Source organism: Methylopila jiangsuensis (genome assembly GCF_027922305.1).
In the GTDB taxonomy this organism is placed as follows: Bacteria; Pseudomonadota; Alphaproteobacteria; order Rhizobiales; family Methylopilaceae; genus Methylopila; species Methylopila jiangsuensis.
The window spans coordinates 1057991-1084989 of record NZ_BSFK01000005.1 but is presented as its reverse complement, the minus strand read 5'-3'; the positions used below and the strand labels follow the sequence as shown (position 1 = coordinate 1084989).

Annotated in this window: 26 protein-coding genes, 1 other RNA gene and 1 pseudogene; 22 read left to right on the top strand and 6 right to left on the bottom strand. The window is 71.3% G+C overall.

Going from position 1 to position 26999, the window contains the following annotated elements; translation table 11 throughout:
- Positions 1-2: 2 nt before the first annotated feature.
- Positions 3-209 (top strand): annotated as a pseudogene (locus PKE85_RS06630) (transposase); the annotation flags it as partial.
- Here the strand turns inward: PKE85_RS06630 and cysW are convergent.
- From cysW to cysP, 3 genes are all read right to left on the bottom strand, one after another.
- On the bottom strand, positions 166-999 hold the full coding sequence (gene cysW, locus PKE85_RS06625; RefSeq protein WP_428981320.1) for a sulfate ABC transporter permease subunit CysW: 834 nt from the start codon (positions 997-999) through the stop codon (positions 166-168). The pseudogene PKE85_RS06630 and the gene cysW overlap by 44 nt on opposite strands.
- Positions 996-1820 carry a sulfate ABC transporter permease subunit CysT gene (cysT, locus tag PKE85_RS06620; RefSeq protein WP_271203984.1) on the bottom strand — a complete coding sequence of 275 codons (825 nt, stop codon included), beginning with the start codon at positions 1818-1820 and terminating at the stop codon, positions 996-998. The genes cysW and cysT overlap by 4 nt, the downstream gene beginning before the upstream one ends.
- Before the next feature lie 142 nt (positions 1821-1962).
- On the bottom strand, positions 1963-2976 hold the full coding sequence (gene cysP / locus PKE85_RS06615; RefSeq protein WP_271203983.1) for a thiosulfate ABC transporter substrate-binding protein CysP: 1014 nt from the start codon (positions 2974-2976) through the stop codon (positions 1963-1965).
- A 197-nt stretch (positions 2977-3173) separates the two neighbouring features.
- Between cysP and PKE85_RS06610 the strand changes: the two genes are divergently transcribed.
- The 10 genes from PKE85_RS06610 to PKE85_RS06565 all read left to right on the top strand — a co-directional run bounded on the left by PKE85_RS06610 (position 3174) and on the right by PKE85_RS06565 (position 13621).
- Positions 3174-4103 carry a helix-turn-helix domain-containing protein gene (locus tag PKE85_RS06610; protein ID WP_271203982.1) on the top strand — a complete coding sequence of 310 codons (930 nt, stop codon included), beginning with the start codon at positions 3174-3176 and terminating at the stop codon, positions 4101-4103.
- A 208-nt stretch (positions 4104-4311) separates the two neighbouring features.
- Positions 4312-5247 (top strand): OmpA family protein, encoded by a 936-nt coding sequence (locus tag PKE85_RS06605; protein WP_271203981.1) that lies wholly within the window; start codon positions 4312-4314, stop codon positions 5245-5247.
- On the top strand, positions 5244-6518 hold the full coding sequence (locus tag PKE85_RS06600; protein ID WP_271203980.1) for a hypothetical protein: 1275 nt from the start codon (positions 5244-5246) through the stop codon (positions 6516-6518). The genes PKE85_RS06605 and PKE85_RS06600 overlap by 4 nt, the downstream gene beginning before the upstream one ends.
- Complete coding sequence (locus PKE85_RS06595) at positions 6515-7774, top strand: hypothetical protein (RefSeq protein WP_271203979.1); 1260 nt, start codon at positions 6515-6517, stop codon at positions 7772-7774. Before PKE85_RS06600 ends, PKE85_RS06595 begins: the two co-directional genes overlap by 4 nt.
- Positions 7775-7821: 47 nt before the next feature.
- The gene (locus tag PKE85_RS06590; protein ID WP_271203978.1) at positions 7822-8340 is read left to right on the top strand and encodes a hypothetical protein; all 519 of its coding nucleotides are present in this window, start codon (positions 7822-7824) and stop codon (positions 8338-8340) included.
- A gap of 96 nt (positions 8341-8436) precedes the next feature.
- Entirely contained in the window at positions 8437-9078 is a 642-nt protein-coding gene (locus tag PKE85_RS06585; RefSeq protein WP_271203977.1) for a phosphoribosylanthranilate isomerase, read from the top strand.
- Positions 9079-9110: 32 nt separating this feature from the next.
- Positions 9111-10328, top strand: a complete 1218-nt coding sequence (trpB, locus tag PKE85_RS06580; RefSeq protein ID WP_271203976.1) for a tryptophan synthase subunit beta — start codon at positions 9111-9113, stop codon at positions 10326-10328.
- 166 nt (positions 10329-10494) lie between these two features.
- Positions 10495-11328 carry a tryptophan synthase subunit alpha gene (gene trpA, locus PKE85_RS06575; protein ID WP_271203975.1) on the top strand — a complete coding sequence of 278 codons (834 nt, stop codon included), beginning with the start codon at positions 10495-10497 and terminating at the stop codon, positions 11326-11328.
- Positions 11329-11354: 26 nt separating this feature from the next.
- On the top strand, positions 11355-12272 hold the full coding sequence (gene accD, locus PKE85_RS06570; RefSeq protein WP_271203974.1) for an acetyl-CoA carboxylase, carboxyltransferase subunit beta: 918 nt from the start codon (positions 11355-11357) through the stop codon (positions 12270-12272).
- Positions 12273-12301: 29 nt separating this feature from the next.
- Entirely contained in the window at positions 12302-13621 is a 1320-nt protein-coding gene (locus tag PKE85_RS06565) for a bifunctional folylpolyglutamate synthase/dihydrofolate synthase (protein WP_271204086.1), read from the top strand.
- 13 nt (positions 13622-13634) lie between these two features.
- Here the strand turns inward: PKE85_RS06565 and PKE85_RS06560 are convergent, their stop codons facing one another.
- The 3 genes from PKE85_RS06560 to PKE85_RS06550 form a co-directional block, all read right to left on the bottom strand.
- A complete protein-coding gene (locus PKE85_RS06560) occupies positions 13635-14435 on the bottom strand; it encodes an enoyl-CoA hydratase-related protein (RefSeq protein ID WP_271203973.1) in 801 nt (266 codons plus the stop codon).
- 49 nt (positions 14436-14484) lie between these two features.
- A complete protein-coding gene (locus PKE85_RS06555) occupies positions 14485-14874 on the bottom strand; it encodes a DUF423 domain-containing protein (RefSeq protein WP_271203972.1) in 390 nt (129 codons plus the stop codon).
- A 100-nt stretch (positions 14875-14974) separates the two neighbouring features.
- On the bottom strand, positions 14975-15184 hold the full coding sequence (locus PKE85_RS06550; RefSeq protein WP_271203971.1) for a hypothetical protein: 210 nt from the start codon (positions 15182-15184) through the stop codon (positions 14975-14977).
- A gap of 159 nt (positions 15185-15343) precedes the next feature.
- On the opposite strand from PKE85_RS06550, the gene PKE85_RS06545 reads away from it, so the two are divergent.
- The 11 genes from PKE85_RS06545 (at position 15344) to mraY (ending at position 26999) form a co-directional block, all read left to right on the top strand.
- Complete coding sequence (locus tag PKE85_RS06545) at positions 15344-16099, top strand: peptidoglycan recognition protein family protein (protein WP_271203970.1); 756 nt, start codon at positions 15344-15346, stop codon at positions 16097-16099.
- Between the two features lie 120 nt (positions 16100-16219).
- Entirely contained in the window at positions 16220-17146 is a 927-nt protein-coding gene (locus PKE85_RS06540) for a lytic transglycosylase domain-containing protein (protein WP_271203969.1), read from the top strand.
- A 180-nt stretch (positions 17147-17326) separates the two neighbouring features.
- Positions 17327-17733, top strand: an RNA gene (gene rnpB / locus PKE85_RS06535) — RNase P RNA component class A.
- Between the two features lie 49 nt (positions 17734-17782).
- Complete coding sequence (locus PKE85_RS06530) at positions 17783-18781, top strand: NAD-dependent epimerase/dehydratase family protein (protein ID WP_271203968.1); 999 nt, start codon at positions 17783-17785, stop codon at positions 18779-18781.
- 364 nt (positions 18782-19145) lie between these two features.
- The gene (locus PKE85_RS06525; RefSeq protein WP_271203967.1) at positions 19146-19604 is read left to right on the top strand and encodes a division/cell wall cluster transcriptional repressor MraZ; all 459 of its coding nucleotides are present in this window, start codon (positions 19146-19148) and stop codon (positions 19602-19604) included.
- Positions 19604-20647: a 16S rRNA (cytosine(1402)-N(4))-methyltransferase RsmH gene (gene rsmH, locus PKE85_RS06520; RefSeq protein WP_271203966.1), complete on the top strand. Its 1044-nt coding sequence runs from the start codon at positions 19604-19606 to the stop codon at positions 20645-20647. Before PKE85_RS06525 ends, rsmH begins: the two co-directional genes overlap by 1 nt.
- On the top strand, positions 20644-21195 hold the full coding sequence (ftsL, locus tag PKE85_RS06515) for a cell division protein FtsL (RefSeq protein ID WP_271203965.1): 552 nt from the start codon (positions 20644-20646) through the stop codon (positions 21193-21195). Before rsmH ends, ftsL begins: the two co-directional genes overlap by 4 nt.
- Positions 21192-23009, top strand: a complete 1818-nt coding sequence (locus PKE85_RS06510) for a peptidoglycan D,D-transpeptidase FtsI family protein (protein WP_271203964.1) — start codon at positions 21192-21194, stop codon at positions 23007-23009. Before ftsL ends, PKE85_RS06510 begins: the two co-directional genes overlap by 4 nt.
- A complete protein-coding gene (locus tag PKE85_RS06505) occupies positions 23006-24469 on the top strand; it encodes a UDP-N-acetylmuramoyl-L-alanyl-D-glutamate--2,6-diaminopimelate ligase (RefSeq protein WP_271203963.1) in 1464 nt (487 codons plus the stop codon). Before PKE85_RS06510 ends, PKE85_RS06505 begins: the two co-directional genes overlap by 4 nt.
- A complete protein-coding gene (locus PKE85_RS06500; protein WP_271203962.1) occupies positions 24460-25917 on the top strand; it encodes a UDP-N-acetylmuramoylalanyl-D-glutamyl-2,6-diaminopimelate--D-alanyl-D-alanine ligase in 1458 nt (485 codons plus the stop codon). The genes PKE85_RS06505 and PKE85_RS06500 overlap by 10 nt, the downstream gene beginning before the upstream one ends.
- A complete protein-coding gene (gene mraY / locus PKE85_RS06495; RefSeq protein WP_271203961.1) occupies positions 25917-26999 on the top strand; it encodes a phospho-N-acetylmuramoyl-pentapeptide-transferase in 1083 nt (360 codons plus the stop codon). Before PKE85_RS06500 ends, mraY begins: the two co-directional genes overlap by 1 nt.

The window sequence follows — 26999 nt, the reverse complement described above, 5'->3', positions numbered from 1 at the left end:
TCATGCGCGATCTGTTCTGGTCGTCGGACGAGGCCTGGTCGCGGCTCGAGCCGCACCTTCCGAAGAACCAGCCGGGCAAGCCCCGGGTCGATGATCGCAGGGCGACTTCCGGCATCCTCCCCAGCCTGAAGACCGGAGGCCGCTGGCGGGATGCGCCGCGCCTACCTAATCGCGCGCGCCGAACCGCTCCACCGCGAGCTTGGCCACGATGGTGAGCAGCGCGATGCCCACCAGCACGGTGGCGGCGGCGAAGGCGCCGGCGGCGTTGTAGTCCTGATAGAGCAGCTCGATCTGCAGCGGCAGGGTGTTGGTGACGCCGCGGATCGAGCCCGAGACCACGGACACCGCGCCGAACTCGCCCATGACGCGGGCGTTGGTGAGCGCGACCCCGTAGAGCAGCGCCCAGCGGATGTTGGGCAGCGTGACGCTGAACAGCGTGCGCCAGCCGGAGGCGCCCAGCGACAGCGCCGCCTCCTCCTCCGACGAGCCTTGCGCCTGCATCAGCGGCAGCACCTCGCGGGCGACGAAGGGGGCGGTCACGAACAGGCTCGCCAGCACGATCGCCGGATAGGCGAACATGATCTTGACGCCCCAGGCCTCAAGCAGCGGGCCGAACCAGCCCTGCGCGCCGTAGACGAACAGATAGGCGACGCCCGCCACGATCGGCGAGATCGAGAACGGCAGCTCCACCAGCGCGGTGAGCAGGCCCTTGCCCCGGAACTCGAATTTGGCGATCGCCCAGGCGGCGGCGACGCCGAAGGCGGTGTTGATGGGCACCGCGACGAGGGCGGTGGCGACGGTGAGCCAGATGGCGTGCCGGGTGTCCGGGGTCGCGAGGTTGGACAGATACGTCCCGAAGCCCAGCTTCAGCGCTTCGGAGAACACCACCGCCAGAGGTCCGACGATGATGATCCCCGCGATGGCGGCGACGATCAGGATCAGCGGGATGCGGAACAGGGCGGCGTCGCCCACGCCCCGGCGGCGGCGCGCGGCGCTCACCGTCCGGCCCTCTGGTGGCGCAGGCTCCAGAGCTGGATGGCGTTGGTCACCAGCAGCATGAGGAAGGCGGCGGCCAGCATCACCGTCGCGATGGCGGCGGCGGCCTGGTAGTCGTACTCCTCCAGCCGGATGAAGGTGAGCAGCGCCGCGATCTCGGTGCGGAACGGCTGGTTGCCGGCGATGAAGATCACCGCGCCGAACTCGCCCAGCGAGCGGGCGAAGGCGAGGCTGCAGCCGGCGAGGAACGCCGGGAACAGGGCCGGGAACACCACGCTGACGAAGATGCGCCAGTGCCCGGCGCCCAGCGTCTCCGCCGCCTCCTCCACCTCCGTCGACAGGTCCTCCAGCACCGGCTGCACCGAGCGGGTGACGAAGGGGATGGAGGTGAAGGACATCGCCGCCATGATGCCGAGCGGCGTGTAGGCCACCGTGATCCCGAGCGGGTCCAGCAGGGCGCCGTACCAGCCGTTCCTGGCGAACAGGGCGGTCAGCGCCACGCCCGCCACCGCCGTCGGCAGCGCGAAGGGCACGTCCACCAGCGCGTCCAGCAGGCGCTTGCCCGGAAACTCGTAGCGCGCCAGCACCCAGGCCAGCGCGAGGCCGTAGACCGCGTTGAACACGGTGGCGCCGGCGGCGCACAGCACGGTGATCCGGAACGCGGCGAGCGCGCGCTCGGACGTCACCACCGCCACGAAGCGCGCGAATCCCAGCCCCGAGGCCTGCCACAGCAGGGCCGCGAGCGGCAGCAGCACGATGACGCCGAGATAGAGCAGCGTGCAGGCGAGCGCGAGCCGGAAGCCGGGAAGGACGGAGTGGGGCATGCGGGCTCGGACGGCGGGATCGGAGAAACGCGTCGTCCCGGACAGCCCTGCGGCCGACCGGGACGACGAAGACGGACGCGCCTTATAGACGCAAACGGCGCCGGCCCGCGACCCTTCAGGCCGCCTCCGGCGCCGGCCGGCGTCAGCGCGCCACGAACAGCGTGTCGAGCTTCCCGCCGGAGGCGAAGTGGACCTCCTGCGCCTTCTTCCAGCCGCCGAACACGTCCTCCACCTTCAGAAGCTCCACCGCCGGAAACTGGGCCTTGGTCGCCTCCAGCACCTTCGGGTCGCGCGGGCGGTTGTTGTGGGCGGCGATGATCTCCTGCGCCTTGGGGCTGTAGAGCCACTCCAGATAGCCCTTGGCCAGCGCCTCGCTGCCGCGCTTGGCCGCCACCTTGTCGACCACCGCCACGGGGAAGTCCGCGAGCAGGCTCACCTTCGGCGTCACGGTGTCCACCTTGTCCGTCCCGTATTCCTTCTTCACGGCGGCGGTCTCGGCCTCGAACGTCACCAGCACGTCGCCGATGCCGCGCTCCACGAAGGTGGTGGTGGCGCCGCGGCCGCCGGTGTCGAACACGGGCACGTTGGACAGCAGCTTCTTCACGAAGGCGTCGGCCTTGGCCTCGTCGCCGTCATAGGTCTTCAGCGCGAAGGCGTAGGCCGCGAGATAGGTGTAGCGGGCGTTGCCGGAGGTCTTCGGATTCGGGAACACCACCTTCACGTCGTCGCGGACGAGGTCGTCCCAGTTCTTGACGTTCTTCGGGTTGCCGGCGCGCACCACGAAGGACGGCAGCGAGTAATAGGGCGAGGCGTCGTTCGGGAACCTGGACTTCCAGTCGGCCGCCACGAAGCCCTTGTCCGCCAGGAACTGAACGTCCAGCTCCTGGTTGAAGGTCACGGTGTCGGCGTCGAGGCCCTCGACGATGGAGCGGGCCTGCTTGGAGGTGCCGGCGTGGCTCTGGTTGACGGTGACGTCCTTGCCGGTCTTCGCCTTCCACTCCGCGACGAACGCCTTGTTCAGGTCCACATAGAGCTCGCGGCCGATGTCGTAGGTGGCGTTGAGGATCGTGTCCGGCTCCGCGGCGGAGGCGGGCAGGGCGGCGGCGGACAGGGCGAGGCCGAGAGCGAGCGCGGCGCGGCGGGTGAAGGCGGCCATGGGAGGCTCCAGTGCGGCGCGCGTGCGCCAAAGGGGGATGAGGTCGAAGACGGCCCGTGCGAGCCGCTCTCATGACGCCTTTCCTAGCAATCACCACTACGTCTGTCGAATATAAATATTTATACGCAGGTAATTTGTTGATTTGTGGGGCGGGAAGGGTTTGACCCTCCATCGGATGGAGGGATTAGACAGGGCGCATGACAGCGCGCGCCTACACCATCGGACAGGTTTCCCGGCTGAGCGGCGTGCCCGTGCGGCGGCTGCGGTTTTACGCCGACAAAGGCCTGCTGCCGCGGATCGACCGCACGGACGCCGGCTATCGCCTGTTCGACGAGGAGGATCTCGTCCGGGTCGGGCTGATCGTCGCCCTTCGTGACGCCGGTCTCGGGCTCGAGGCGATCCGCGAAGTGCTGGGCCGCCGCCGATCCATCCGGGACGTGCTGTCTCTGCGGCTCGCGGAGATCGAGACGCAGATCGCGTCCCAGAGCCGCGTCGCGTCGGCGATCCGCACGGCGTTGCGCTCGTCCGAGCCCACATCCGACGACCTGAGGAGAATCTGGACCATGACGAACCTGTCGAACGCCGAACGCGTGGAGGCCATCCGGTCCTTTCTGGACGAAGTGGCGGACGGCGCCGACGTCGATCCTTCCTGGAAGGGTTGGATGCTGCGGATGAGCGCGCCAAACCTTCCGGAGGATCCGTCTCCTGATCAACTCGACGCCTGGATCGAACTCTCCGCGCTGCTCAAGACTCCGGATTTCAAGGATCGGATGCGACGCAACGCGCAAGACAGCGTGATCGGACTCGACGTCGAGCTGTTCCAGCAGGTGCAGGCGTCCATCCTGCCGAAGGCGAAATCCGCGATCGAAAGCGGCCTGGAGCCGGGCTCCCCGGAAGGCCGAGCGGTCGCCAAGGAGTATCTGGAGGGGTGGGCGCGGGCCACGCGGCGCGAGCCGACGCCCGAGACGATGGCGCAACTGCGGCGCAAGCTCATCGACCACAAGCCGGCGATGTATCGTTACTGGTCGCTGGTCGCCACGCTGAACGGCCTCCCCGGCCGGTCCACGCCCACGCCCGAGTGGCTCTGGATCGACCGGGCCGCCGCAATGGTCCTCGCCGAAGCCTGACGGCCGGCGCCTGGCGCGGTCGCGCCCACGTCAAACGCCCGGCCGGCCGCTGCCGCCGTCCGGGCGCCAATCGGCAGTTGACCTCCGCAAATCAGACACCCTATGGTTGCGCGCTAATTAAAGTGCAACTCAGGGCGCTTGCGGGGGCGACGTGTCGACGAGGGGATTAAGCCGCCGGGCCGCGCTCGGCGGGGCGCTCTGCGCGTGCGTGGCGTGGCGTGCGGCGGCGCTCGATGGGCCGGAACGTGCGGCCCAGACCATCCTGGACTGGCGCGAGACCGCCGCGCTCGAACATCAGGATCGCATGCGCCGGCTGCGCCGCCTCGCCTGGGGGCGGCTGGGGATCGCGCCCGAGATCACGGAGGACTGGGCGCGGAAGGCGGACCTTCCCCGCGCCATCGGCGTGGATCTGCCTGTGGCCCGGGTCGTGTTCTCGGACGCGGTGTTCTTCGAGTCGGATTCCGCCGAGCTGACCGTGACGGGGCAGGCGGTGGTCGCCGCCGTGGCTGAAACGCTCCGGCGAGAGGCCTCCGACACCGCGGTGTTCGTGGCGGGCCACACCGATTCCCGCGCCAGCGACGAATACAACTATGACTTGTCCATGCGCCGCGCGCGCAGCGCGGCCGGCGCCCTGTTCGAGGCGGGCGTGCGGCAGGCCCAGATCTGGAGCGTGGGCTTCGGCGAGGCGTTGCCGCTGTTCCCGAACGACAGCGACGAGGGCAGGGCGGCGAACCGGCGCGTGGAGTTCGTGTTCGCCCGCAAGCCGGAGGCCGGGGGCGTCTGGCTGGCGAAGCAGCCGGCGCGGCTGTGCCGGAACGGCGGGTGCCCGCAGGCGATCGTGAAGCTCGGCGCGACGCCGGCGGAGCCCGTGACGCGTGAAAGCCTTCGCCGCGCCAGGGTCGAGCAGCGCGAACGGATGGAGCAGGCCCGGCTTGATCCCCAGTCGATCCGTCATGTTCTGCCCAGGGCGGACACGACCGTCGCGCCACTGGAAAGCGCGCAGGAGCGGGCGGTCTCGGCAAAAGGCGATCGCGCCGCGGCGCCTGCGGGGGCGCCCAGAACGGTCGCCGTGATCCGCCGCGAAGACCCGATCATCGTCAATCTGACCCAGCAGCGCGTCTATGTCGGGAGGCCGAAGCGTTGACCCTGTCCAGTTATCTCGCGCTCGATCTGAGCGCCGATGGCCCGGCCGCCGGAGATCTCATCGCGGGAGTGGAGCGGGAGCGCGGGCGCAGCACGGTGGCGCTGTCGCGGCCGGGCGGCGCCACAGCCGAGTCTCCGGGCCTGTTCACCCCGGAGATGATGCGCTGGTATCAGGCCCATGTGGCGCCGGTCCGGCAGGGCGCGCTCGCCGAGGCGCGGGGCGGCTTCGAGGCCGACCGGCTGCCGTCCGGGCAACCGGGCTTCCTGCGCGAGGCGGAGCTCGACCGCGTCGACCAGAGCCTGCACGAGAACCTCAAGAGCGAGCGCGAAGCGTTCTACACCGCCAGCGTCGGCGAACTGAACGCGGAGATCGCGCGGCTCGGGGCCGACTACGGCCACAAGAGCGCGGAGCATGGCCGCGACGCCCATGAACTGAAGCCGGTCCGCTACGTCGCCGTCCTCGTGATCCTTGGCCTGATCGAAGGGCTGGTGAACTGGGATTCGTTCCTCAAGATCGACTGGTTCACGCCGGCCTACGCCCTGGCGGCGTTTCTCGCCGTCGCGATCGGGTTCGCCTGCTCCAGCCACTATGTCGGCCTGGTCCTGAAGCAATGGAGCGAAACCTTCAGCGGCGCGGCCCCGCGCCACGTCAAGCGCGAGGCGCTGACCCGGCTCGGCTTCGGCGTGCTGCTGTTCAGTCTGGGAATGGCGCTGGTCTACTACAGCCGCAATTATCTCATCCAGATCGCCGTCGAACGCGCCGAGGCGCTGGGACAGCCGGTCGGGTTCGGGCTGTATCTCGGCCTGTTCGGCGCCTTCGCCGCAAACCTGCTGTTCTACGGCGTCGGCGTGGCGTGGTCCTACTCCAGCCACGACGCCGTTCCCGACTTCGCCGAGGAGCGGCGCCGGCTCGACACGCTCAAACGCAGGCGGCTCAGGCTCTATGGCAAGCAGCTCGAGCCGCGGCAGCGCCAGCACCTGCTCGCCGCCCGCAAGGACTCCGAGCAGGTGGAGCGGCGCGACGCGGAGCAGAGGCTGAAGCTCCGGAATTACGGCGCGCATCGCGACCGGTTCGAGCAGCTGCAGACGGCCGACGCCCGTGCGCTCGCGCTGCTGGAGGGCTATCGCTCCCGCCTGATCGACGCCGGCCGCGGCGCCGGCCTCAACGTCACCTTCGCTTACGACGATCCGTCGCGTCCCGAGGCCTCCACCCATGTGGATCTGACGCCGGACGCCTACGCGCTCAGCCCGTTGAGGCTCGCTTACCGATGAAGACCCTCTCCGTCCTGTTCGCCGCTGCGGCCGCCGCCGCCGCGCCGATGATCCCGGCCGCGGCCGCCTCCGTCTACGAGGTGCGGCGGCAGGAGGAGACCTGCCCGCAGGACGGCGCCGCGCGGGCGCTGCGCCAGACCGTGGTCATCATCGACGAGGCCGCGGTGCAGGCCGATCCCAAGGCCAACCAGCGCTGGGTGCGCGCGGTGGTCGAGGCGGCGGACGCGGGCGAGGCGAGCCGGGGCACGCTCGGGCCGCGGGAGCGGTTCGCCATCTTCGTGGCCCGCCGGGACGGATCGGAGCTGGTCCCCCTGTTCGCGGGCTGCTCGCCCAACATCCCCGACGCCGAGTTCAAGGCGGAGCAGGCGGCGGACACCTCGTGGCGGACCTTCGTGGGCACGGACGCGGCGAGCCGTCGCAAGTCGGCGCGCACCGCCTTCTCCGACGGCGTCGCCGCGTCGCTTGCGCAAATCCACAAACAGGCGGCCGAAATCGCGGCGTCGCCGGCGCCTCCGGGCGCGCTCCTGTCGGCGCTGCGCAACGTGGGCGCGCTGGCGCGGTCGGGAGAGGGCGCGCCGCGCTACGTGATCGTCTCGCCGTTCCAGATCGGCGCGAAGCCTGAGGGCGGCGCCATTCCCGCCGCCCGGGCGAAAGGATTCGCCCTCGCGCGCGCCTCCGGCGTCGATTTCGGACGCGCCGAGGTCTACCTCGTCGGCGCGCATCTTCCGGCGGGCGCGGCGCAGGAGTTCGTGCGCGCCTTCCTGCTGGGCGCCAAGGCGGCGCTCGCGGGCGTCCGGTCCGACGGCCTGCCGCCGCTCAGCGACGAGCCTGCGAGCCTCCGGGTGTTCCAGGGCTTCATCGATTATGTGGGCGACCGCCGCCCCATGCAGGCGCGCATCGCCGCCAGCTCCAAGGGCGATCTGGTCAACAGCTGGGTCGAAATCGCCGGCGTCGAGGCTGTGGCGACCCCTCTCGCCGGCAAGCTGCTGTGCCGCAAGCCCGACCAGTGCGAGCTGAAGGGCGACGGCCGCTTCGCCATGGCCTGGTCCGACGATCCGCAGAAAGCGCCGGACGATCGGGGCGAACTGCCGTTCGGCGGCGCGCGCAACGTCGCCCTCGTCATCTCGGGCGACACCGCCAAGGGCAGCGTCTCCGACCCGATCGTGGTGTTCCAGGGCGAGGAGCGGGACGGCCGGCGCCCGGAGCTCAAGGACCTGACGTTCGAAATCAGCCGGGTCGACGGTTCGCCGTTCTGACCGGCGGCGCAGACGCGCAAGACGGGGGATTGGACATGGTGATCGGGATGAGGCGGCCCGCAGGGCGGCTGGCGGCGGTGGCCTGCGCGGCGGCGCTGGTCGCGGGGTGCCAGACCACAGGCGGGAGCGGCGCCGGGGGAGGTTCGACGCTCGACGGCGCCATCGGCCGCTGCGTGGCGGCGGTGGTGGGCGGCGCCATCGTGGGCGGGCTGATCGGCGCCGCGGCCGGCGGCGGCAACCGGGTCGGCTACGGCGTCGCGGGCGGCGCCGCGGTCGGCGGGCTCGCCTGCGCGGTGTTGACCGCGCTCGACAACCAGGACAAGGCGGCCATCCGTCAGGCCCAGATCGAGGCGGCGTCCACCAACGAGCCCCGAACCCTGTCCTACGCCGGCGCGGATGGCCGGCCCCGGGCGATCATGGTCCGGCCGTCCGGCGCCGAGACCGTCGTGCAGAATCGCGTGTGCCGGCCCACCGACGGCGTGGCGGCGGTGGGCGGCGTCGGCGAAACGCAGATACCCGCCCAGTTGGTCTGCCGCACGCCCGAAGGCGACTGGCTGCCGGCCTGACCTCCCTCATGCCCCGTCGCCGTTGCGGGGCGGGGGCGGAACGTGCGAAGCCTCGGCCCGCCGGCGACCGGACCCGCCGGCGGGCCGAGGCGCGTCATGGCGGTTGAGATCAAGATCTGCGGACTGTCGACCGAGGCGACGCTCGACGCCGCGCTTGACGCTGGCGCGGATCATGTGGGCTTCGTCGCGTTCTCCAGGAGCCCGCGCCATGTGACGGTGGAGCGGGCGGCGGCGCTCGCGGCCCGCGCGCGGGGGCGGGCCGGCGTGGTGCTGCTCACGGTGGACATGGACGACGCGGAGCTTGACGCGCTGACGGCGGCGGTGAAGCCGGACACGCTGCAGCTTCACGGCCGCGAGACGCCGGAGCGGGCGGCGGAGCTGAAGCGCCGCCACGGCCTCGCCGTCTGGAAGGCGGTTCCGGTGTCCGACGCGGAGGATCTCGACGCTGTCGGGCTCTATGAGGGCGTCGTGGACCGGGTGCTGTTCGACGCTCGGCCGCCCAGGGGCGCGGCGCTGCCCGGCGGCAACGGCGTCGCCTTCGACTGGCGCCTGCTGGATCGGCTTGACCCCAAGCTCCGCTTCGTGCTTTCCGGGGGTCTCGCGCCGGAGAACGTGGCCGAGGCGCTGTCCGTGGTTCACGCTCCCGCGGTCGATGTGTCCTCGGGCGTCGAAAGCGCTCCGGGCGTCAAGGATCCGGAGCGCATCCGCGCCTTCGTCGCCGCCGTCCGCGGCGCCTGACGTCTCCGCCGCGCAACAGGGGTTTCGCAACCGTGACCGATCAGCCGAAGCCGAACTCCTTCCGCACGGGTCCCGACGAACGCGGCCGGTTCGGCCTCTATGGCGGCCGCTTCGTCGCCGAGACGCTGATGCCGCTGATCCTCGATCTGGAGCGGGAATACGAGGCGGCGCGCAACGACCCCGCCTTCCACGCCGAGATGGCCGCCTACCGCGCCACCTACATCGGCCGGCCGAGCCCGCTCTACTTCGCCGAGCGGCTGACGGAGACGCTGGGCGGCGCCAAGATCTATCTCAAGCGCGAGGAGCTGAACCACACCGGCTCCCACAAGGTGAACAACGTCCTCGGCCAGATCCTGCTCGCCCGCCGCATGGGCAAGAAGCGCGTGATCGCCGAGACCGGCGCCGGCCAGCACGGGGTCGCCACCGCCACGCTCTGCGCCCGCTTCGGGCTGGACTGCGTGGTGTTCATGGGCGCCGTGGACGTGGCGCGGCAGGCGCCGAACGTGTTCCGCATGAAGATGCTGGGCGCCACCGTGGTGCCGGTGCAGTCCGGCGCGAAGACGCTCAAGGACGCCATGAACGAGGCGCTGCGCGACTGGGTGACCAACGTGGCGGACACGTTCTACTGCATCGGCACGGTGGCGGGGCCGCACCCCTATCCGGGCATGGTGCGCGACTTCCAGTCCGTGATCGGCGACGAGACCCGCGCCCAGATGCTGGAGGCGGAGGGCCGCCTGCCGGACAGTCTCTACGCCTGCGTCGGCGGCGGCTCCAACGCCATGGGCCTGTTCCATCCCTTCCTCGACGATCCGTCCGTGGAGATCTTCGGCGTGGAGGCGGCCGGCCACGGCCTCGACAAGCTCAACGCCGCCTCGATCGCGGGCGGGCGCCCCGGCGTGCTGCACGGCAACCGCACCTACCTGCTCATGGACAAGGACGGCCAGATCGAGGAGGGCCACTCCATCTCCGCCGGCCTCGACTATCCCGGCATCGGGCCGGAGCACTCCTGGCTGAACGACATCGGCCGCGTGACCTATCTCTCCGCCACCGACGACGAGGCGGTGGCGGCGTTTCAGACGCTGTCGAAGCTTGAGGGCATCATCCCGGCGCTCGAAAGCGCCCATGCGCTCGCCAAGGTGATCGAGCGCGCGCCCGCGCTGCCCAAGGACCACCTGATGGTGCTGAACCTGTCCGGCCGCGGCGACAAGGACGTGCCGCAGATGGCCGAGCTTCTGGGGACCAGCCTTTGATCTCCGCGTCGCTCCCCCTCACCCGGCCCTGCGGGCCGACCTCTCCCCGCCGGGGAGAGGTGAAGGCCCGCGCGCCGTTCGCCGCCGTCTCCCACCTCTCCCCGGCGGGGAGAGGTCGCCGCGAAGCGGCGGGTGAGGGGGCTTTCGGCCAAGGATTTGCGGCATCATGAGCACTCGCATCGACGCCCGTTTCGCCGCGACCGCTTCGGAAGGACGCGCGGCGCTCGTGACCTTCGTCATGGCCGGCGATCCCGACCACGCGACGGCGCTGAAGATTCTGCAGGCGCTGCCGGGGGCTGGGGCCGACGTGATCGAGCTCGGCATGCCCTTCACCGATCCCATGGCGGACGGCCCGGCGATCCAGGCCGCGGGCCTGCGCGCGCTGAAGGGCGGCGAGACGCTGACCAGCACGCTCGACCTCGTGCGCGCCTTCCGCGCCGGCGACGACGCCACGCCGCTGATCCTGATGGGCTACTACAACCCGATCTACGTCTATGGCGTGGAGCGCTTCCTCGCGGACGCCAAGGCCGCGGGCGTGGACGGCATGATCGTGGTGGACCTTCCGCCCGAGGAGGACGAGGAGCTGTGTCTGCCGGCGCTCTCCGCCGGTCTCGCCTTCGTGCGGCTCGCCACGCCGACGACCGACGACGTGCGGCTTCCCGCCGTGCTGCGCAACACCTCCGGTTTCGTCTATTACGTATCGATCGCGGGCGTCACCGGATCCGCGACGCCGGACTTCGACGTGGTGGCCGGGGCGGTCAAGCGCATCAAGCGCCACACGCCGCTGCCGGTGGCGGTGGGCTTCGGCGTGAAGACGGCCCAGCATGCGGCGGCGATCGCCAGGAGCGCGGACGCCGTCGTGGTGGGCTCCGCGCTGGTGGATGCGGTGCGCGGCAGTCTCGACGCCGACGGCCGGGCCACGGAAAAGACGGTTTCGGCCGTCACCGACCTTGTGTCGGCGCTCGCCGCCGGCGTGCGTTCGGCCCGGGTCGCGGCCTGAACTGAGAACGGGAGGCGCAAGGCCCCATGAACTGGCTCGTCAACGTCGTTCGTCCCAAGATCAACAGCCTCTGGACGCGCCGCGACACCACGCCTGAAAATCTCTGGATCAAGTGTCCGGAGACCGGGCAGCTCGTGTTCCACAAGGACGTGGAGGCCAACGGCTGGGTCATTCCGGGCTCGGGCTATCATCTGCGCATGGGCTCGGCCCAGCGCCTCGCCGCCACGCTGGACGAGGGCTTCGAGCTGATCGCCCTGCCGGAGGTCGCCGCCGACCCGCTCAAGTTCCGCGACGAGAAGCGCTACGCCGACCGTCTGCGCGACGCCCGCGCCAAGACCGGCATGAACGACGCGGTCAAGGTCGCCGTCGGCGCGATCGAGGGTTCGCCCGCAACCGTGGTGGTGCAGGACTTCGAGTTCATGGGCGGCTCGCTCGGCATGGCGGCGGGCGAGGCCATCGTGCGCGGCTTCGAGACCGCGGTGGAGCGCAAGACCCCGCTGGTGCTGTTCGCGGCCTCGGGCGGCGCGCGCATGCAGGAGGGCATCCTGTCGCTGATGCAGATGCCCCGCACCACGGTGGCGATCCAGATGCTGCGCGAGGCGCGGCTGCCCTACATCGTGGTGCTGACCAACCCGACCACCGGCGGCGTCACCGCCTCCTACGCCATGCTGGGCGACGTCCAGATCGCCGAGCCGGGCGCTCTGATCGGCTTCGCCGGCCCGCGGGTGATCGAGCAGACCATCCGCGAGAAGCTGCCGGACGGCTTCCAGCGCTCGGAATACCTCAAGGACCACGGCATGGTGGACATGGTGGTCCACCGTAAGGACATGCGGGCGACGCTCGCCCGGCTGTCCCGCCTGCTCGCCGGCGGCGGCAAGATCGACGCCGCCCGGGCCGAGGCGCCGTCCGGCGGCGAGCCGGCGCCCGCGGTGGCGCAGGCGTGAGCGCGCAGCTCCAGCGGGACGAGCCCGAATTGAACGCCAGCGACGCCTTCCTGGAGCGCTTCGTCGCGCTCCACCCGAAAGAGATCGACCTGTCGCTCGGCCGCGTCGAGGCGCTTCTGGCGAAGCTCGGCCATCCGGAGCGCGCCCTGCCGCCGACGATCCAGATCGCCGGCACCAACGGCAAGGGCTCCACCACCGCCTTCCTGCGCGCCATGCTGGAGGCGGCGGGCAAGCGCGTGCATGTCTACACCTCGCCCCATCTGGTTCGGTTCCATGAGCGCATCCGCCTCGGCGCGGACGGCGGCGGCGTCTTCGTGGACGAGGACCGGCTGGTGGAGACCTTCCGGGAGGTGGAGGCCGCCAACGCCGGCGAGCCGATCACCCTGTTCGAGATCACCACCGCCGCCGCGCTGCTGCTGTTCGCCCGCACGCCGGCGGACGTGCTGCTGCTGGAGGTCGGCCTCGGCGGCCGCTACGACGCCACCAACGTCACGCCCAGCGCCGTGGCGAGCGTCATCACGCCGGTGAGCCTCGACCACCAGAAGTTCCTCGGCGAGAACCTGACCGCCATCGCTTACGAGAAGGCCGGCATCCTGCGCAGCCTGACGCCGGGCGTCATCGCCCGCCAGGACGGAGAGGCTCTGGCTTCGATCGAGCGCGAGGCCGCCCGCGTCGGCGCGCCGCTCGCGATCGGCGGCCAGGACTGGCAGGCGCGGGAGGAGCGCGGCCGGCTGGTGTTCGAGGACGGCGACGGTCTGCTCGACCTGCCGCTGCCCCGGCTTGTCGGCCGCCACCAGATCGACAACGCCGGCGCGGCCATCGCCGCCCTGCGCGCGGTCCCGGCGCTCGGCGTGGACGCCGCCGCCATCGAGAAGGGGCTCGGCTCCGTCAACTGGCCCGGCCGCATGCAGCGCCTCGCCCATGGCCGGCTGGCGGCCATGCTGCCGGAAGGCTCCGAACTCTGGGTCGACGGCGGCCACAACCCGGACGGGGGCCGGGCGGTGGCGGCCACGCTCGCCGAGCTGGACGAACGGTCGCCGAAGCCCATCGTCATGGTGGTCGGCATGCTGAACACCAAGGATTCCGACGGCTTCCTCGAGGCCTTCGCGGGGCTCGCGGGCCGTGTCTACGGCGTGCCGATCGCCTCGTCGGCCGCGGCGCGCACCCCGCAGGAGGTGGCGGAGGCCTCGGAGCGGGCGGGGCTCGCCACGGAAGTCTGCGCCTCGATCGAGGAGGCGCTGGCCAAGGCCGCCCGCGCGAGCGGCCCGGTCGCGCCCCGCGTGCTGATCACCGGCTCGCTCTACCTCGCCGGCGAAGCGCTCGCCGCAAACGGCACCCCGCCGCACTGAGCGGGCGTGACGGTCAGGACGGCGTCCGGCGCGGGGCCCAGATGGGCGGGCGTTTCTCCATGAAGGCGCGCACGCCCTCGGCGTGATCGGGCGTCGCGGCCGCTTCGGTCTGCACCGCCCGCTCCACGGCGAGCTGGGCTTCGAAGTCGTTTTCGGCCGAGCGGGCGAAGGCCTGCTTGGTGAGGCGCAGCGCCTCCGCGGGCAGGGCGGCGAGCCGCCCGGCGATCGCGAGCGCCTCGTCCAGCAGGCGTTCGTCGTCCACTGCCTTCCAGATCAGGCCCCAGCTTTCCGCCTGTTCGGCGGAGACCGGCTCGCCCAGCAGGCAGAGGGCGCGGGCGCGGGCCTCGCCCACGAGGCGCGGCAGGGTCCATGTGCCGCCCACGTCCGGCGCGAGACCGATGCGGGCGAAAGCCTCCACGAACTGGGCCGAGCGGGCCGCGACCACGATGTCGGCCAGCAGCGCGAAGTTGGCGCCGGCGCCGGCGGCGACGCCGTTCACCGCCGCCACGATCGGCAGCGGCGATGCCCGCATCCGTCGCGCCACCGGCTCGTAACAGGTCTCGAGAATATGGCCGACCGCGCGCTCCTCCGGCGGAAGCCTGGCGATCTGGCCGATGTCCTGCCCCGAGCAGAAGCCGCGGCCTGCCCCGGTGATCACCACCGCCCGCACCTCGGGTGCGCGCTCCGCCTCTTCGAGCGCTTCGCGGAGGGCGCGCAGCAGGTCGGGCGTGAAGGCGTTGATGCGGTCGGGGCGGTTCAGCGTCAGCAGCGCGGCGGCGCCGCGGCGCTCAACCAGAAGAATGGGGTCGCTCATGGGGCCTCCCGCGTGGTCCGGGTTGACGGCAGGGCGGCGGCCCGCGCGCTCACGGACGCCGTGTCAAGGACAGCAGCGCGCCGAGCGCCGCCGCGACCCAGCCCAAGATCAGCAGCGAGCCGCCCGCGGGCGCCATCATCGGGATCGGACTGACGCCGAAACCGGCTCGGGCGACGATCGCGCCGCTGAACAGCGCGACGCCGAGCGCGATCAGGACGCCTGGCGCCAGCAGGCGCCAGCCGGCGCGGAACGCGTGCGCTCCGGCCGCAAGGCCAGGCAGAGCGGCGGCGTGGATGAGCAGGAACGTGCCCGCGGTCGCAAGCGCAGGGTCCGGAATGCTGTGCGCAGCCACGGCGCCGACGGCGGTTCCGGTCGCGCCGAACAGGCCGGCGATCGCGACCAGCAGGAGGGCGGAACGGGAGGGCGATTCGGTCGACATGGCGACATCATCCCCGCCGCCGCGCCGAGCGCAATCGCCTTCGGCGCGGCGGCGGCTGATGATCGGCGGACCAGTGTTCCGGCGGCCTGGGACTCGGGCGTCAGCGCGGAGGAACGGCGTCCGCCCGCTCGTGCTCCGCGATCCGGCGCAGCCAGTCCAGCGGCAGGCGCGCGCCTTCGGTGGAGACCACGTCGATGTCCGCCGCGCCCGCCCGGGTCCGGCGGTCCACCAGCGCGAGCGCGTCCGTCGCCGTGGCGGCGAAGGCGATGGAGGCTTTCTCGTCCAGCACGCATACGACGTTGTAGGGCATGGCGTCCTCCTTGGGGTTGACGGCGATGCTGCGCCGGCGCCGGGGCGCGCGCCATGTCGTGCGACATAGCGGACGCGGAATTCGGCCCGTTGGCCGGATTTTTTTCCGGCGGTTAAGCTGCCGACCGAATCACGCTGGAGACTGCGGAAGGACGACGCCATGAGCTTCACGCCCGACAGTCCCGCGGTGGACGAGGTGCGCCCCGCGGCCAATCACGACGGGCGCGGCGACGCCGAGATCGAGATTCTGCTGCTGCACTACACGGGCATGGCGTCCACCGCCGAGGCCTGCGCGCGGCTGTGCGAGGCCGACAGCGGGGTGTCCTGCCATTACGTCGTGCTTGAGGATGGCCGCATCCTGCAGCTCGTGGCCGAAGCGCGCCGCGCGTGGCACGCCGGCGTCTCCTCCTGGGAGGGCGAGACCAATGTCAACGCGCGCTCCATCGGGATCGAAATCGCCAATCCCGGCCATCCGCACGGCTACCCGGATTTCCCCGAAGCCCAGATGAACGCTGTGGTCGCGCTCGCCCGCGACATTTGCGCACGGAACCAGATCCGGGCCGAGCGCGTTCTAGCTCATTCGGACGTCGCGCCGGCGCGCAAGATCGACCCCGGCGAGAAGTTTTCCTGGGCTCGGCTCGCTTCCGAAGGGGTCGGTCATTTCGTGGCGCCGACGCCGATCGGGGACGACGCCGGTCTCCGGGAAGGCGACGAGGGCGACCCGGTCGAACAGCTCCAGACCCTGCTCAGTCTCTACGGCTACGGCGTCGAGATCGACGGCCGGTTCAGCGCCGCCACGGCGGCGGTGGTGCGCGCGTTCCAGCGCCACTTCCGTCCCGCTCGCGTGGATGGCGTGGCCGACTTTTCCACAGCCCGCACCCTGCGCGATCTGCTGGCCGCGCTGCCTGATCGCTGAGCAGGCCTACGAATGCGGCCGTCACGCGACAGTCACATTGCGACCTGATTCCGGTCGATCTGAGGTCATGTTCCGCAGGCTCTGGTCCCCGCCATGCGCAATGCACAGGGGAGTGAGTTTATGCGTAGAACGACGGTCGTCGTCGCAGTCCTGGCGGCGGCAATCGCCTCGGCCAACGCCGCGCCGAACAACGAACGACTTCTTCGGGGAACATCGGGTTCAACGAAGTCTGAAGCGAAGGTCTCCAGAACTGTTAATGCTTCGGTAACGTCCGCGAGCGGCGCGGCGTTCACCGCCCATCGCTCCGCCGCCGCCGCCTCCGCACCCTCGGCCGCCAAGGCGCCCGAGGCTGGAAAGCGCAAGGTCGCCAGAACCAAGCGCGAAGCGTCCCGCCGGGCTGTCCGGCAGGCGAGGGCGCATCAGCCGCGCAAGGTCCGCGCCGCGCGCAAGGCGCCGGCCGTCGCGGCCGAACCGGTGGCGCTGCGCCGCGAAGTCGACCTGCCGAGCCCGTCGACGGTCGCGTCCGCACCGACCGGCTCCATCCCGGCGCTGGTGACGCAGATGGCCCGCGAGGCCGGCGTCAGCCCCGCGCTCGCCCATGCGGTGGTCAAGGTGGAGTCCCGCTACCAGCCCAGGGCCACCGGCCCCGGCGGCTACATCGGGCTGATGCAGCTCAGCTACCGCACGGCGCGGGGCATGGGCTTCCGCGGCAGCCGGCAGGCGCTCTACGAGCCCCGCACCAACCTGCGCTACGGCATGAAGTATCTGGCCGGCGCGGTGGCGAAGTCCGGCGGAAGCACCTGCGGGGCCGTCTCCAAGTACCAGGGGGGCCATGGCGTGCGCGGCGTGACCAAGGCCGGGGCCGTCTACTGCTCGAAGGTGAAGCGGTTCATGGCCGCGGGCATCCCCGCGGGCGGGCGTTCGGCGAAGGCCGAGGCTCCGAAGTCCGCGACGTCCAAGTCCGCGATGTCCAAGTCCGCCGCGTCCAAGTCCGCCGCGCCGCAGGTGACGGCGGACGCCGGCGCGGCCGTGCAGCCGACTCCCTGATCCCGACGGCGCGCGCCCGCCAGTCCCGGCTTAGGCCGGGGCGGGAGGGCGCGCCATCGGCGAGCGATCCGCCCGATCCGGCGCCGCCACGCCGCACCCTTGAGATTTTCGCAGGAATCTCATCGGGGTGTGGCGTGGCGGCGCTTGACCAGCGTTCGGCGGCTCTCCACAAGTGCGCGGCCAGTCGGCCGGACGGCCGCTGCGGCGAGTGATCGCCGGAGAGGAAAGTCCGGGCTCCATGGAGATACGGCGCCGGATAACGTCCGGCGGGGGCGACCCCAGGGAAAGTGCCACAGAGAGCAGACCGCCCGCGGCTCGTCCGCGGGTAAGGGTGAAAGGGTGCGGTAAGAGCGCACCGCGCGACCGGTAACGGAAGCGGCATGGCAAACCCCGCCAGGAGCAAAACCGAATAGGGGCGACGGGCGTCTCCGCTCCGCGGGGGCGCGGGCCTGTCTCCAGGTCGTCGCCCGGGTTGGTTGCTTGAGGCGTCCAGCAATGGCCGCCCTAGAGGAATGGCCGTCACGCGCGGAGAAGGGGCGACCCGGCTCCGCGCCATACAGAACCCGGCTTACAGGCCGGCTGGCGCACTGCCCGCGGGGAGCCTCGTCTCCGCGGTTTCGAAGGACGAGCGCGGACGTGAAAGTTATCGTTACCGGCGTCGCCGGCTTCATTGGCTTTCATGTGGCGCAGGCGCTGGCCGCCGGCGGCCACGACGTGGTCGGCGTCGACAATCTCGTTCCCTATTACCCGCTCGTGCTGAAGCGGGCCCGCCTCGCGGCGCTGCCCAAGGCGATCCGCTTCGTCGAGGCGGACGTGGCCGACGCCGCCCGGTTCTCGGGCCTCGTGCGCGAGGTGAAGCCGCAGGCGATGGTGCATCTCGCCGCCCAGGCCGGCGTGCGCTATTCGATCGACAACCCCTTCGCCTACATCCATTCCAACGACCTTGGCCATGTGTCCGTGCTGGAGGCGCTGCGCCGGGACGCGCCGGAGGCCCATCTGGTCTACGCCTCGTCGTCGTCGGTGTACGGCGACCGGGACCGCGCGCCGTTCAAGGAGGACGACCGGGCCGACCTGCCGTCGTCGCTCTACGCCGCCACCAAGCGCGCCAACGAGCTCGCCTCCTCCGCCTACGCCCATCTTTACGGGCTGCGGCAGCTCGGCCTGCGATTCTTCACCGTCTATGGGCGGTGGGGGCGGCCGGACATGGCCTACTGGTCCTTCACCGACGCCATCCTCGCCGGCCGGGAGATCGAGCTGTTCGGGCATGGGCAGGGCCTGCGCGACTTCACCCATGTGCGCGACGTGGTCGGCTCGATCATGGCCATGGTCGAGGCGCCGCTGTTTCCCGCGGGCGAACTGCCGCACCGGATCTACAACATCGGCAACGCCTCGCCGGTGCGCGTCACCGAACTGGTGGCGCTGATCGAGCAGGCGGCCGGCCGCAAGGCGAAGACCCGCATGCTGGAGGCGCAGCCGGGCGACGTGCCGCTGACCTCGGCCGACACCTCCCGCGTGCGGGCCGATTACGGCTTCGCGCCCGCGACCCCGCTGGCCGACGGCGTGGCCGATTTCGTGGGCTGGTTCCGCGAGCGGCCCGAGCTCCACGGCCTGACGCCTCAGCCGCATCTGGTCTGACGGGGCGTCCGCAGCGGCGCTGGTCGTCGTCCGCTCAACGCGGACGCGCCATCTCAACCCCTTCTTAACCCTAAGGAAGCTTTAGTGGGTGCGTCGCGCTTCGGTCGCGGCGCGGCCCTTGTCAGGTTTTGCGTCCTGGGCCGCGACGACCGCGCGCGATGGTTGACGGTTCGTTGACGCCCATAGAGGCCCATGATATCCCAAATCATCCCGTCGAAACGGCATGTCGGGGGCGCTTCGCAGGCGCTTTCGGCGCGGACGTTCGCAGTCGTCAAGGCTGCGGGCTTGCGCGCGTGCGCGCCGTTCGAGGGGGCTCCGTTCGCGGGGAACGGGATGTGCGCCGGTCAGGGCGCGACGGGGCGCGATGGACCGGTTCGTCTCCAACTTCACCAACCGGCTGGACGCGAAGGGGCGCGTGTCGATCCCTGCGCCGTTCCGGGCCGTGCTGGCGCGGGACGGGTTCGACGGGCTCTACGCGCATCCGTCGCTGGACCTCGAGGCGCTGGACGCGGGCGGGAACGCGCTGCTGTCGGAGATCGACGGCCTGCTCGCGACCCATTCGCCCTATTCGCCGGACCGGGACGTGCTGGCGACGGCGCTGCTGGGCGCCAGCGACGTGCTGAAGATCGACGGGGAGGGGCGGGTGATCCTGACCGACAGCCTCAAGGCCTACGCCGGCATCGGCGATCAGGTGACCTTCGTGGGCCATGGCTCGAAATTCCAGATCTGGGAGCCGGAGCGGTTCCAGGCGCATCTCGCGCAGGCGCGCGAGGCGCTGAGGGCGCTCAAGCGCCGGCTCGCCTCCGGCGAGGCCCGGCCGTGATGGCGCGGCGGGAGCGCCGCCCGGAGGCGACGGCGTCCGACGCGGGCCGTCCGCACACGCCGGTCATGCTGGCCGAGGTGCTGGAGGCGCTGGCGCCGGCCGACGGCGAGCTGTTCTTCGACGGCACCTTCGGCGCCGGCGGCTACACCCGCGCGCTGCTGGAGGCGGCCGACTGCCGCGTCATCGCCACCGACCGCGACCCTACCGCCATCGCCGCCGGCTACGACATGGTGGCCGCGTTCAAGGGCCGGCTGACGCTGGTCGAGGACCGTTTCTCCAACCTGTCCCATGTGCTGGACCAGCTTGGCGTCGAGGCGATCGACGGCGCGGTGTTCGACGTGGGCGTCTCCTCCATGCAGCTCGACCAGGCCGGCCGGGGCTTCTCGTTCCGCAACGACGGGCCGCTCGACATGCGCATGGGCGGCGAGGGGCCGAGCGCGGCCGAGCTCGTGGCGGAGCTCGGCGAGAAGGAGATCGCGGCCATCCTGCGCACGCTGGGCGAGGAGCGCCGCGCCGGCGCCATCGCCCGCGCCATCGTGGCCGCGCGCGAGACCGAGCCCGTGACGACCACGCTGCGCCTCGCCGACATCGTGGAGAGCGTGCTCGGCCGTTCCTATGACGGCGTCCACGCCGCCACCCGCACCTTCCAGGCGCTGCGCATCGCGGTGAACGACGAGCTGGGCGAGCTCGCCCGGGCGCTGTTCTCGGCCGAAAGCCGGCTGAAGCCCGGCGGCCGGCTCTGCGTCGTGTCCTTCCATTCGCTGGAGGACCGCATCGTGAAGACGTTCCTCGCCGACCGCACCCGCACGCTGCCCGGCGGTTCGCGCCACATGCCGGCCGCCGCCGTGCCGCCCGCCACCTTCACGGCGCTGGCCCGCGGCGCGGTGAAGCCCTCGGCCGAGGAGACCGCCGTCAACCCGCGCGCCCGCTCCGCCAAGCTGAGGGCGGCCGTCCGCACCGAGGCGCCCGCCCGCGGCGGCGACGCCTTCGCCTTCGGCGTGCCGCGGGTGCCGCTCGGCGGTCATGAGGGAGGCGCGTCGTGAAGATCGCCCGCATTCTCAACGTGGTGGCCGTGGTCGCGCTGGTGGGCGCGGCGGTGACGGTCTACCGCATCAAGTACGACGCCACGCTGCATTCCGAGAACGTGGCCAAGCTGAAGCGCCAGATCGCCGCCGAGAACGACGCCATCGCCGTGCTGAAGGCGGAGTGGGCGTTCCTGGCGCGGCCGGACCGGGTGCAGGCCTTCGCCGAGCGCCATCTGGAGCTGAAGCCGCTGCAGCGGAACCAGACCATCACGCTGGCCTCGCTGCCGTCCCGCCCCGCGCCGGTGGACGAGATCGGCAACAAGCTGGAGGCGCTCGGCCTCATCGGCGCCGACGCCAGCATCGCGGTGGAGACGCCGGCGGCCGCCGCCGCCAAGAAGGCCGCGCCGCCCGCGCCCGCCAAGAAGGCGACCATCGCGGTCAAGCCCGCCTCGGAGCTGAAGGCGCCGGCCAACCGGCCGAAGCCCCGGCCGCTGGCGACGCCGAAGCCGAGCCAGCCGCTGAACATCACCGATTTCCTGCGTCAGAATCCGGGACTGCTGCAATGACCCGCGACGGGATGCTGGGCGCCGCCGCCTCCGGCGGCCGGGCTTTGGGACGCTTCGGCGCCGCCTCCGGCCGCGGGGCGGCGTCCGCCGTCGGCGCGCTGTGGCGCGGCCTGAAGAAAGCGATCGTGGCGCTGGTGGGCAGCGGCGAGGGCCTGAACCTCACCTCGGGCCGGCTGCGCATCGCCATGCTCGCGTTCGGCTGCCTCTATCTGGTGATCGTGGGCAAGCTCGTCCATTTCGCCATCGCCCCGGACCAGGGCGCGGTCGCCCGCGTCAGCGCCGCGGTCTCCGCCAACGCGCGCCCCGACATCGTGGACCGCAACGGCCAGGTGCTCGCCACCGACATCAAGGTGTCCTCGCTCTACGCCGAACCGAAGAACATCGTCGACGTGGACGAGGCGGTGGAGCTTCTGAGCCAGACGCTGAAGGACCTCGACCCGAAGGATCTCCGGACCAAGCTCTCCACCCGGAAGGGTTTCGTCTGGCTCAAGCGCGAAATCTCGCCGTCCGAGCAGGTGGCGGTGTTCCGCCTCGGCATACCGGGCCTCGGCTTCATGCCCGAGAACAAGCGCATCTATCCGAACGGCGACGTGGTCTCCCACATCCTCGGCTTCGCCGACGTGGACAACAAGGGCATCGCCGGCATCGAGAAGTATCTCGACGACAGCGGCAAGACCGCGGAGGCCTCCGCCGCCGTGGCGGCCGGCGGGCGGATGGAGCCGGTGCGGCTGGCGCTGGACCTCAAGGTCCAGCACGCGGTGCGCGACGAGCTGAAGGCCGGCATGGAGAAGTTCAAGGCCATCGCCGCCTCCGCCGCCATCGCCGACGTGGAGACCGGCGAGATCATCAGCCTGGTCTCGCTGCCGGACTACGACCCCAACGTGCCCACCGACGCGCTGAAGGCGGACCGCATCAACCGCGTGAACGTGGGCGTGTTCGAGATGGGCTCGACCATGAAGGCGCTCACCATCGCCATGGGGCTCGACAGCGGCAAGTTCAGCCTGCAGAGCCGCATGGACGCGCGCTTCCCGCTCGCCTACGGCAAGTTCCGCATCAACGACTTCCACGCCCAGCGCCGCGTCCTGACGGTGCCGGAGGTGTTCGTCTACTCGTCGAACATCGGCACCGCCCGCATCGGGCTCGGCATGGGCGTCGAGGCCCACAAGGCGTTCCTCGCCAAGATGGGCCAGCTCAACCGGCTGCAGACGGAACTGCCGGAAAGCTCGCGGCCGATCCTGCCGCCGCGCTGGGGCGAGCTCAACACCATCACCATCTCCTTCGGCCACGGCATCGCCATCGCGCCGATCCAGTCGGTGATGGCGGTGAGCGCGCTGGTGAACGGCGGCCTGCTGATCAAGCCCACCTTCCTGCAGCGCACGGTGGAGGAGGCCCGCTCCAAGGCGATCCGGGTGATCAAGCCCAACACCAGCGTCGCCATGCGCTACCTGATGCGGCTGAACGCGGAGCGCGGATCGGCCAAGAAGGCCGACATCCCGGGCTACCGCGTGGGCGGCAAGACCGGCACCGCCGAGAAGGTGATCGGCGGCCGCTACTCCAAGACCAAGAACCTCACCGCCTTCACCGCCGTGTTCCCCATGGACGCGCCGAAATACATGCTGCTCGCGGTGCTCGACGAGCCCAAGGCCCTGCCCGAGACCCACGGCTTCGCCACCTCCGGCTGGAACGTGGTGCCGGTGGGCGGCAAGATGGTGGAGCGCATCGCCCCGCTGCTCGGCGTCGAGCCCAAGTACGACGCGCCGCCCGCCAACGAACTGCTGGCCTCCACCGGCATGGTCGTGGGCGGCGTGCAGTGAGCGGCGCGCGGACGCTGGGCGACCTGCTGCCGGCGCTGGGCCTCGAGCCCGCGCTGGCCGAAATTCCGATCACGGGCGTCGCCGCGGACAGTCGGGCCATTGAGCCAGGCTTTCTGTTCTTCGCGCTGTCCGGCGCGAAGACCGACGGCGCCCGCTTCGCGGCGCAGGCGGCGGCGGCCGGAGCCGTGGCGGTGGTGGCCGATCATCCGGTGGAGGCGCCGCTCCCGGTCGTTCAAGTGACCGACGCGCGGCTGACGCTCGCCCGCGTCGCCGCCCGGTTCCATCCGCGCCAGCCCGAGACCATCGCCGCCGTCACCGGCACCAGCGGCAAGAGCTCGGTCGTCACCTTCCTGCGACAGATCTGGAGCTTCGCGGGCTTTCAGGCCGCGAGCCTCGGCACGCTCGGCGTCACGGGCCCGTCCGGGGCCACGTACGGCTCGCTGACCACGCCGGACCCGGTGTCGCTGCACGCCACGCTGGACGCGCTGGCGGGGGAGGGGGTCACCCATCTCGCCATGGAGGCCTCGTCCCATGGCCTCGATCAGAAAAGGCTTGACGGCGTTAACCTTAACGCCGTCGGCTTCACCAATCTCTCACGCGACCACATGGACTACCATCCGACCGTCGCCCATTACCGGGACGCCAAGCTCCGGCTGTTCCGGGAGCTCGCGCCCACCGGCGGCGCGGCGGTGGTCTGCGTGGACGGCGCGGATGCGTCCTGGTTCTGCGACGCGGCCCGGGAGCGCGGCGTGCGGCTGATCACGGTGGGCGAGGGCGGCGAGACCCTGAAGCTCGTTTCCGTTGTCCGCGACGGCCTGGCCCAGACCTTGACCGTGGAGCACGAGGGCGGACGGCGGGAGCTGCGTCTTCCGCTCGCCGGCGCGTTCCAGGCCGAGAACGCGCTCACCGCGGCGGGACTGGCCATCGCCACCGGCGTGGAGACGGAGACCGCGCTGTCGGCGCTGGAGACGCTTCAGGGCGTGCCCGGCCGCATCGAGCTGATCGGCGAGACCAACGGCGCCGCCGTGTTCGTGGACTACGCCCACAAGCCGGACGCGCTCGCCTCCGTGCTGTCGGCGCTGCGGCCGTTCGTGTCCGGCCGGCTGATCGTGGCCTTCGGCGCGGGCGGCGACCGCGACGCCGGCAAGCGCCCGCTGATGGGCGAGGCCGCGACGGCCGGCGCCGACGCGGTGATCGTCACCGACGACAATCCACGCTCCGAGGACCCGGCCGCGATCCGCGCCGCGATCCTCGCCGCGGCCCCCGGCGCCCGCGAAATCGGCGACCGGGCGGAGGCGATCCGCACTGCGGTGTCCGGGTTACAGCCCGGCGATGTTCTGCTCGTCGCCGGCAAAGGCCACGAAACGGGCCAGATCGTGGGAGATCGGACGCTGCCGTTTTCGGATCACGAGGTGGTCCGTGACGCGCTTCGCGCGAAGGAGACGCCGCCGTGCCCCTGAGTCTGTTCGCCGAGCCGCTGTGGACGCCGCCGGAGCTGGCGCTCGCGACCGCCGGCCGTCTCCTGGGCAAGGCGCAGGACGCGCTGGCCGGAATCTCCATCGACAGCCGCACGGCCGCGACCGGCGACGTGTTCTTCGCCATCAGGGGCGACGTGCATGACGGCCACGGCTTCGTGCGCGCCGCCTTCGAACGCGGCGCGGCGCTGGCGGTGGTGGACGAGGCCCATGCGGACGACCTCGCCGACGCCGGCCCGCTGCTGGTGGTGGCGGACGTGCTCGCGGCCATGGTCGCGACCGGCGTCGCGGCCCGCGCGCGCTCCCGCGCCCGCATCGTCGCCGTCACCGGCTCGGTCGGAAAGACCTCCACCAAGGAGGCGCTGCGCCTCGTGCTGGCGGCGGACGGGCCGACCCACGCCTCCGCCGCCTCCCACAACAACCATTGGGGCGTGCCGCTGACCCTGTCGCGGCTGCCCCGCGGCGCGTCCTACGGCGTGTTCGAGATCGGCATGAATCACCCGGACGAGATCCGGCCGCTGACGAAGATGGTGCGGCCCCATGTGGCGATCGTCACCAATGTGGAGCCGGTCCATCTCGCCGCCTTCGAGAGCGTGGAGCGGATCGCGGACGCCAAGGCCGAAATCTTCGAGGGGCTGGTGCGCGGCGGCCATGCGGTGGTGAACCGGGACAACCCCCATTACGAGCGCCTGAAGGCGGCGGCCACGGAAGCCGGCGCGGCGGTGTGGAGCTTCGGCGAGCACGTGTCGGCGGACGCGCGGCTGGACCGGGCGGCGCTGAAGCCCGACGGCTCCACCGTCGCCGCCACCATCCTCGGCGATCAGGTGGCGTTCAAGATCGGCGCGCCGGGCCGCCATGTGGTCCAGAACGCGCTCGCGGTGCTGCTCGCCGCCAAGCTCGCCGGCGCCGATCTCGCGCTCGCCGCGCTGGCGCTCGCCGGTTTCACGCCGCCTGCGGGCCGCGGGCGCCGCTACGAGCTCGACGCGCCCGGCGGCGCGCTCACCCTGATCGACGAGAGCTACAACGCCAACCCGGCCTCCATGCGCGCGGCGCTGGCGCTGCTCGGCCAGACGCCGGTCTCCGGCTCGGGCCGCCGCATCGCGGTGCTCGGCGACATGCTGGAGCTGGGCGAGACCACGCGCGAGCTGCACGCCAAGGTGGCCGAGGCCGTGGCGGCGGCGAAGATCGATCTGGCGTTCACCGCCGGCCCGCTGATGAAGGCGCTGCACGAGGCGCTGCCGGCGCAGCGGCGGGGCGGCTGGGCGCCCACCGCCGCGGAGCTGGAGCCGCTGGTGCTGGAGCGCGTGCGCGGCGGCGACGCCGTGATGGTGAAGGGCTCCAACGGTTCGAAGCTCGGTCCGGTGGTCGCGGCGCTGCGCGCCCGCTTCGAACCGGCGAGGGGTCTCGACGATGTGGCGCTGGGGGCGCGCTGATGCTGACGTTTCTCGCTGAGCTGTCCTGGGCGTTCCCCGGACTGAACCTGTTCCGTTACATCACCTTCCGCACCGGCGGCGCCATCATGACCGCGGCGCTGTTCGTGTTCCTGTTCGGGCCGTGGATCATCTCCCAGCTGCGCCTGAAGCAGGGCAAGGGCCAGCCGATCCGCTCGGACGGGCCGCAGACCCACCTCACCAAGCGCGGCACCCCCACCATGGGCGGGCTGATGATCCTGTCGGGCATGGTGGCGAGCGTGCTGCTGTGGGGCAACCTCGCCAACCCTTACGTCTGGATCGTGCTGTTCGTGACCATCGGCTTCGGCGCGATCGGCTTCTACGACGACTATCTCAAGGTCACGAAGCAGACCCACGCCGGCTATTCCGGCAAGATGCGGCTGGCGCTGGAGTTCGTGATCGCGGGTCTCGCGGTGCTCGCGATCGTCAAGGTGGGCCAGCCCGGCTTCGCCACCTCGCTCACCTTCCCGTTCCTGAAGAACGTGCTGCTCGATCTCGGCTGGTTCTTCCTGGTGTTCGGCGCGATCGTGGTGGTGGGCGCGGGCAACGCCGTGAACCTCACCGACGGGCTCGACGGCCTCGCCATCGTGCCGGTGATGATCGCCTCCGCGAGCTTCGGCTTCATCGCCTATCTCGCCGGCAACGCCTTCTTCGCGGACTATCTGCAGATCCACTTCACCACCGGCACCGGCGAACTGGCGGTGTTCTGCGGCGCGGTGCTGGGCGCGGGCCTCGGGTTCCTGTGGTTCAACGCGCCCCCGGCGCAGATCTTCATGGGCGACACCGGCTCGCTCGCCATGGGCGGCATGCTCGGGACCATCGCGGTCGCCACCAAGCACGAGATCGTGCTCGCCATCATCGGCGGCCTGTTCGTGCTGGAGGCGGTGTCGGTGATCGTGCAGGTGGCGTCGTTCAAGCTGACCGGAAAGCGCGTGTTCCGCATGGCGCCGATCCACCACCATTTCGAGCAGCTCGGCTGGTCCGAGCCCCAGGTGGTGGTGCGGTTCTGGATCATCGCCGTGGTGCTGGCCCTGCTCGGGCTCGCCACCCTGAAGCTGCGGTGA

Bases quoted from the DNA above. Each gene is read 5' to 3' on its own strand.
- PKE85_RS06595 (WP_271203979.1), top strand. From the start codon at position 6,515: ATGAAGACCCTCTCCGTCCTGTTCGCCGCTGCGGCCGCCGCCGCCGCG.
- PKE85_RS06610 (WP_271203982.1), top strand. From the start codon at position 3,174: ATGACAGCGCGCGCCTACACCATCGGACAGGTTTCCCGGCTGAGCGGC.
- trpA (WP_271203975.1), top strand. From the start codon at position 10,495: ATGAGCACTCGCATCGACGCCCGTTTCGCCGCGACCGCTTCGGAAGGA.
- PKE85_RS06585 (WP_271203977.1), top strand. From the start codon at position 8,437: ATGGCGGTTGAGATCAAGATCTGCGGACTGTCGACCGAGGCGACGCTC.
- cysP (WP_271203983.1), bottom strand. From the start codon at position 2,976: ATGGCCGCCTTCACCCGCCGCGCCGCGCTCGCTCTCGGCCTCGCCCTG.
- PKE85_RS06560 (WP_271203973.1), bottom strand. From the start codon at position 14,435: ATGAGCGACCCCATTCTTCTGGTTGAGCGCCGCGGCGCCGCCGCGCTG.
- rsmH (WP_271203966.1), top strand. From the start codon at position 19,604: ATGGCGCGGCGGGAGCGCCGCCCGGAGGCGACGGCGTCCGACGCGGGC.
- cysT (WP_271203984.1), bottom strand. From the start codon at position 1,820: ATGCCCCACTCCGTCCTTCCCGGCTTCCGGCTCGCGCTCGCCTGCACG.
- accD (WP_271203974.1), top strand. From the start codon at position 11,355: ATGAACTGGCTCGTCAACGTCGTTCGTCCCAAGATCAACAGCCTCTGG.
- PKE85_RS06510 (WP_271203964.1), top strand. From the start codon at position 21,192: ATGACCCGCGACGGGATGCTGGGCGCCGCCGCCTCCGGCGGCCGGGCT.
- PKE85_RS06550 (WP_271203971.1), bottom strand. From the start codon at position 15,184: ATGCCCTACAACGTCGTATGCGTGCTGGACGAGAAAGCCTCCATCGCC.
- PKE85_RS06545 (WP_271203970.1), top strand. From the start codon at position 15,344: ATGAGCTTCACGCCCGACAGTCCCGCGGTGGACGAGGTGCGCCCCGCG.
- PKE85_RS06590 (WP_271203978.1), top strand. From the start codon at position 7,822: ATGAGGCGGCCCGCAGGGCGGCTGGCGGCGGTGGCCTGCGCGGCGGCG.
- PKE85_RS06525 (WP_271203967.1), top strand. From the start codon at position 19,146: ATGGACCGGTTCGTCTCCAACTTCACCAACCGGCTGGACGCGAAGGGG.
- mraY (WP_271203961.1), top strand. From the start codon at position 25,917: ATGCTGACGTTTCTCGCTGAGCTGTCCTGGGCGTTCCCCGGACTGAAC.
- PKE85_RS06540 (WP_271203969.1), top strand. From the start codon at position 16,220: ATGCGTAGAACGACGGTCGTCGTCGCAGTCCTGGCGGCGGCAATCGCC.
- PKE85_RS06555 (WP_271203972.1), bottom strand. From the start codon at position 14,874: ATGTCGACCGAATCGCCCTCCCGTTCCGCCCTCCTGCTGGTCGCGATC.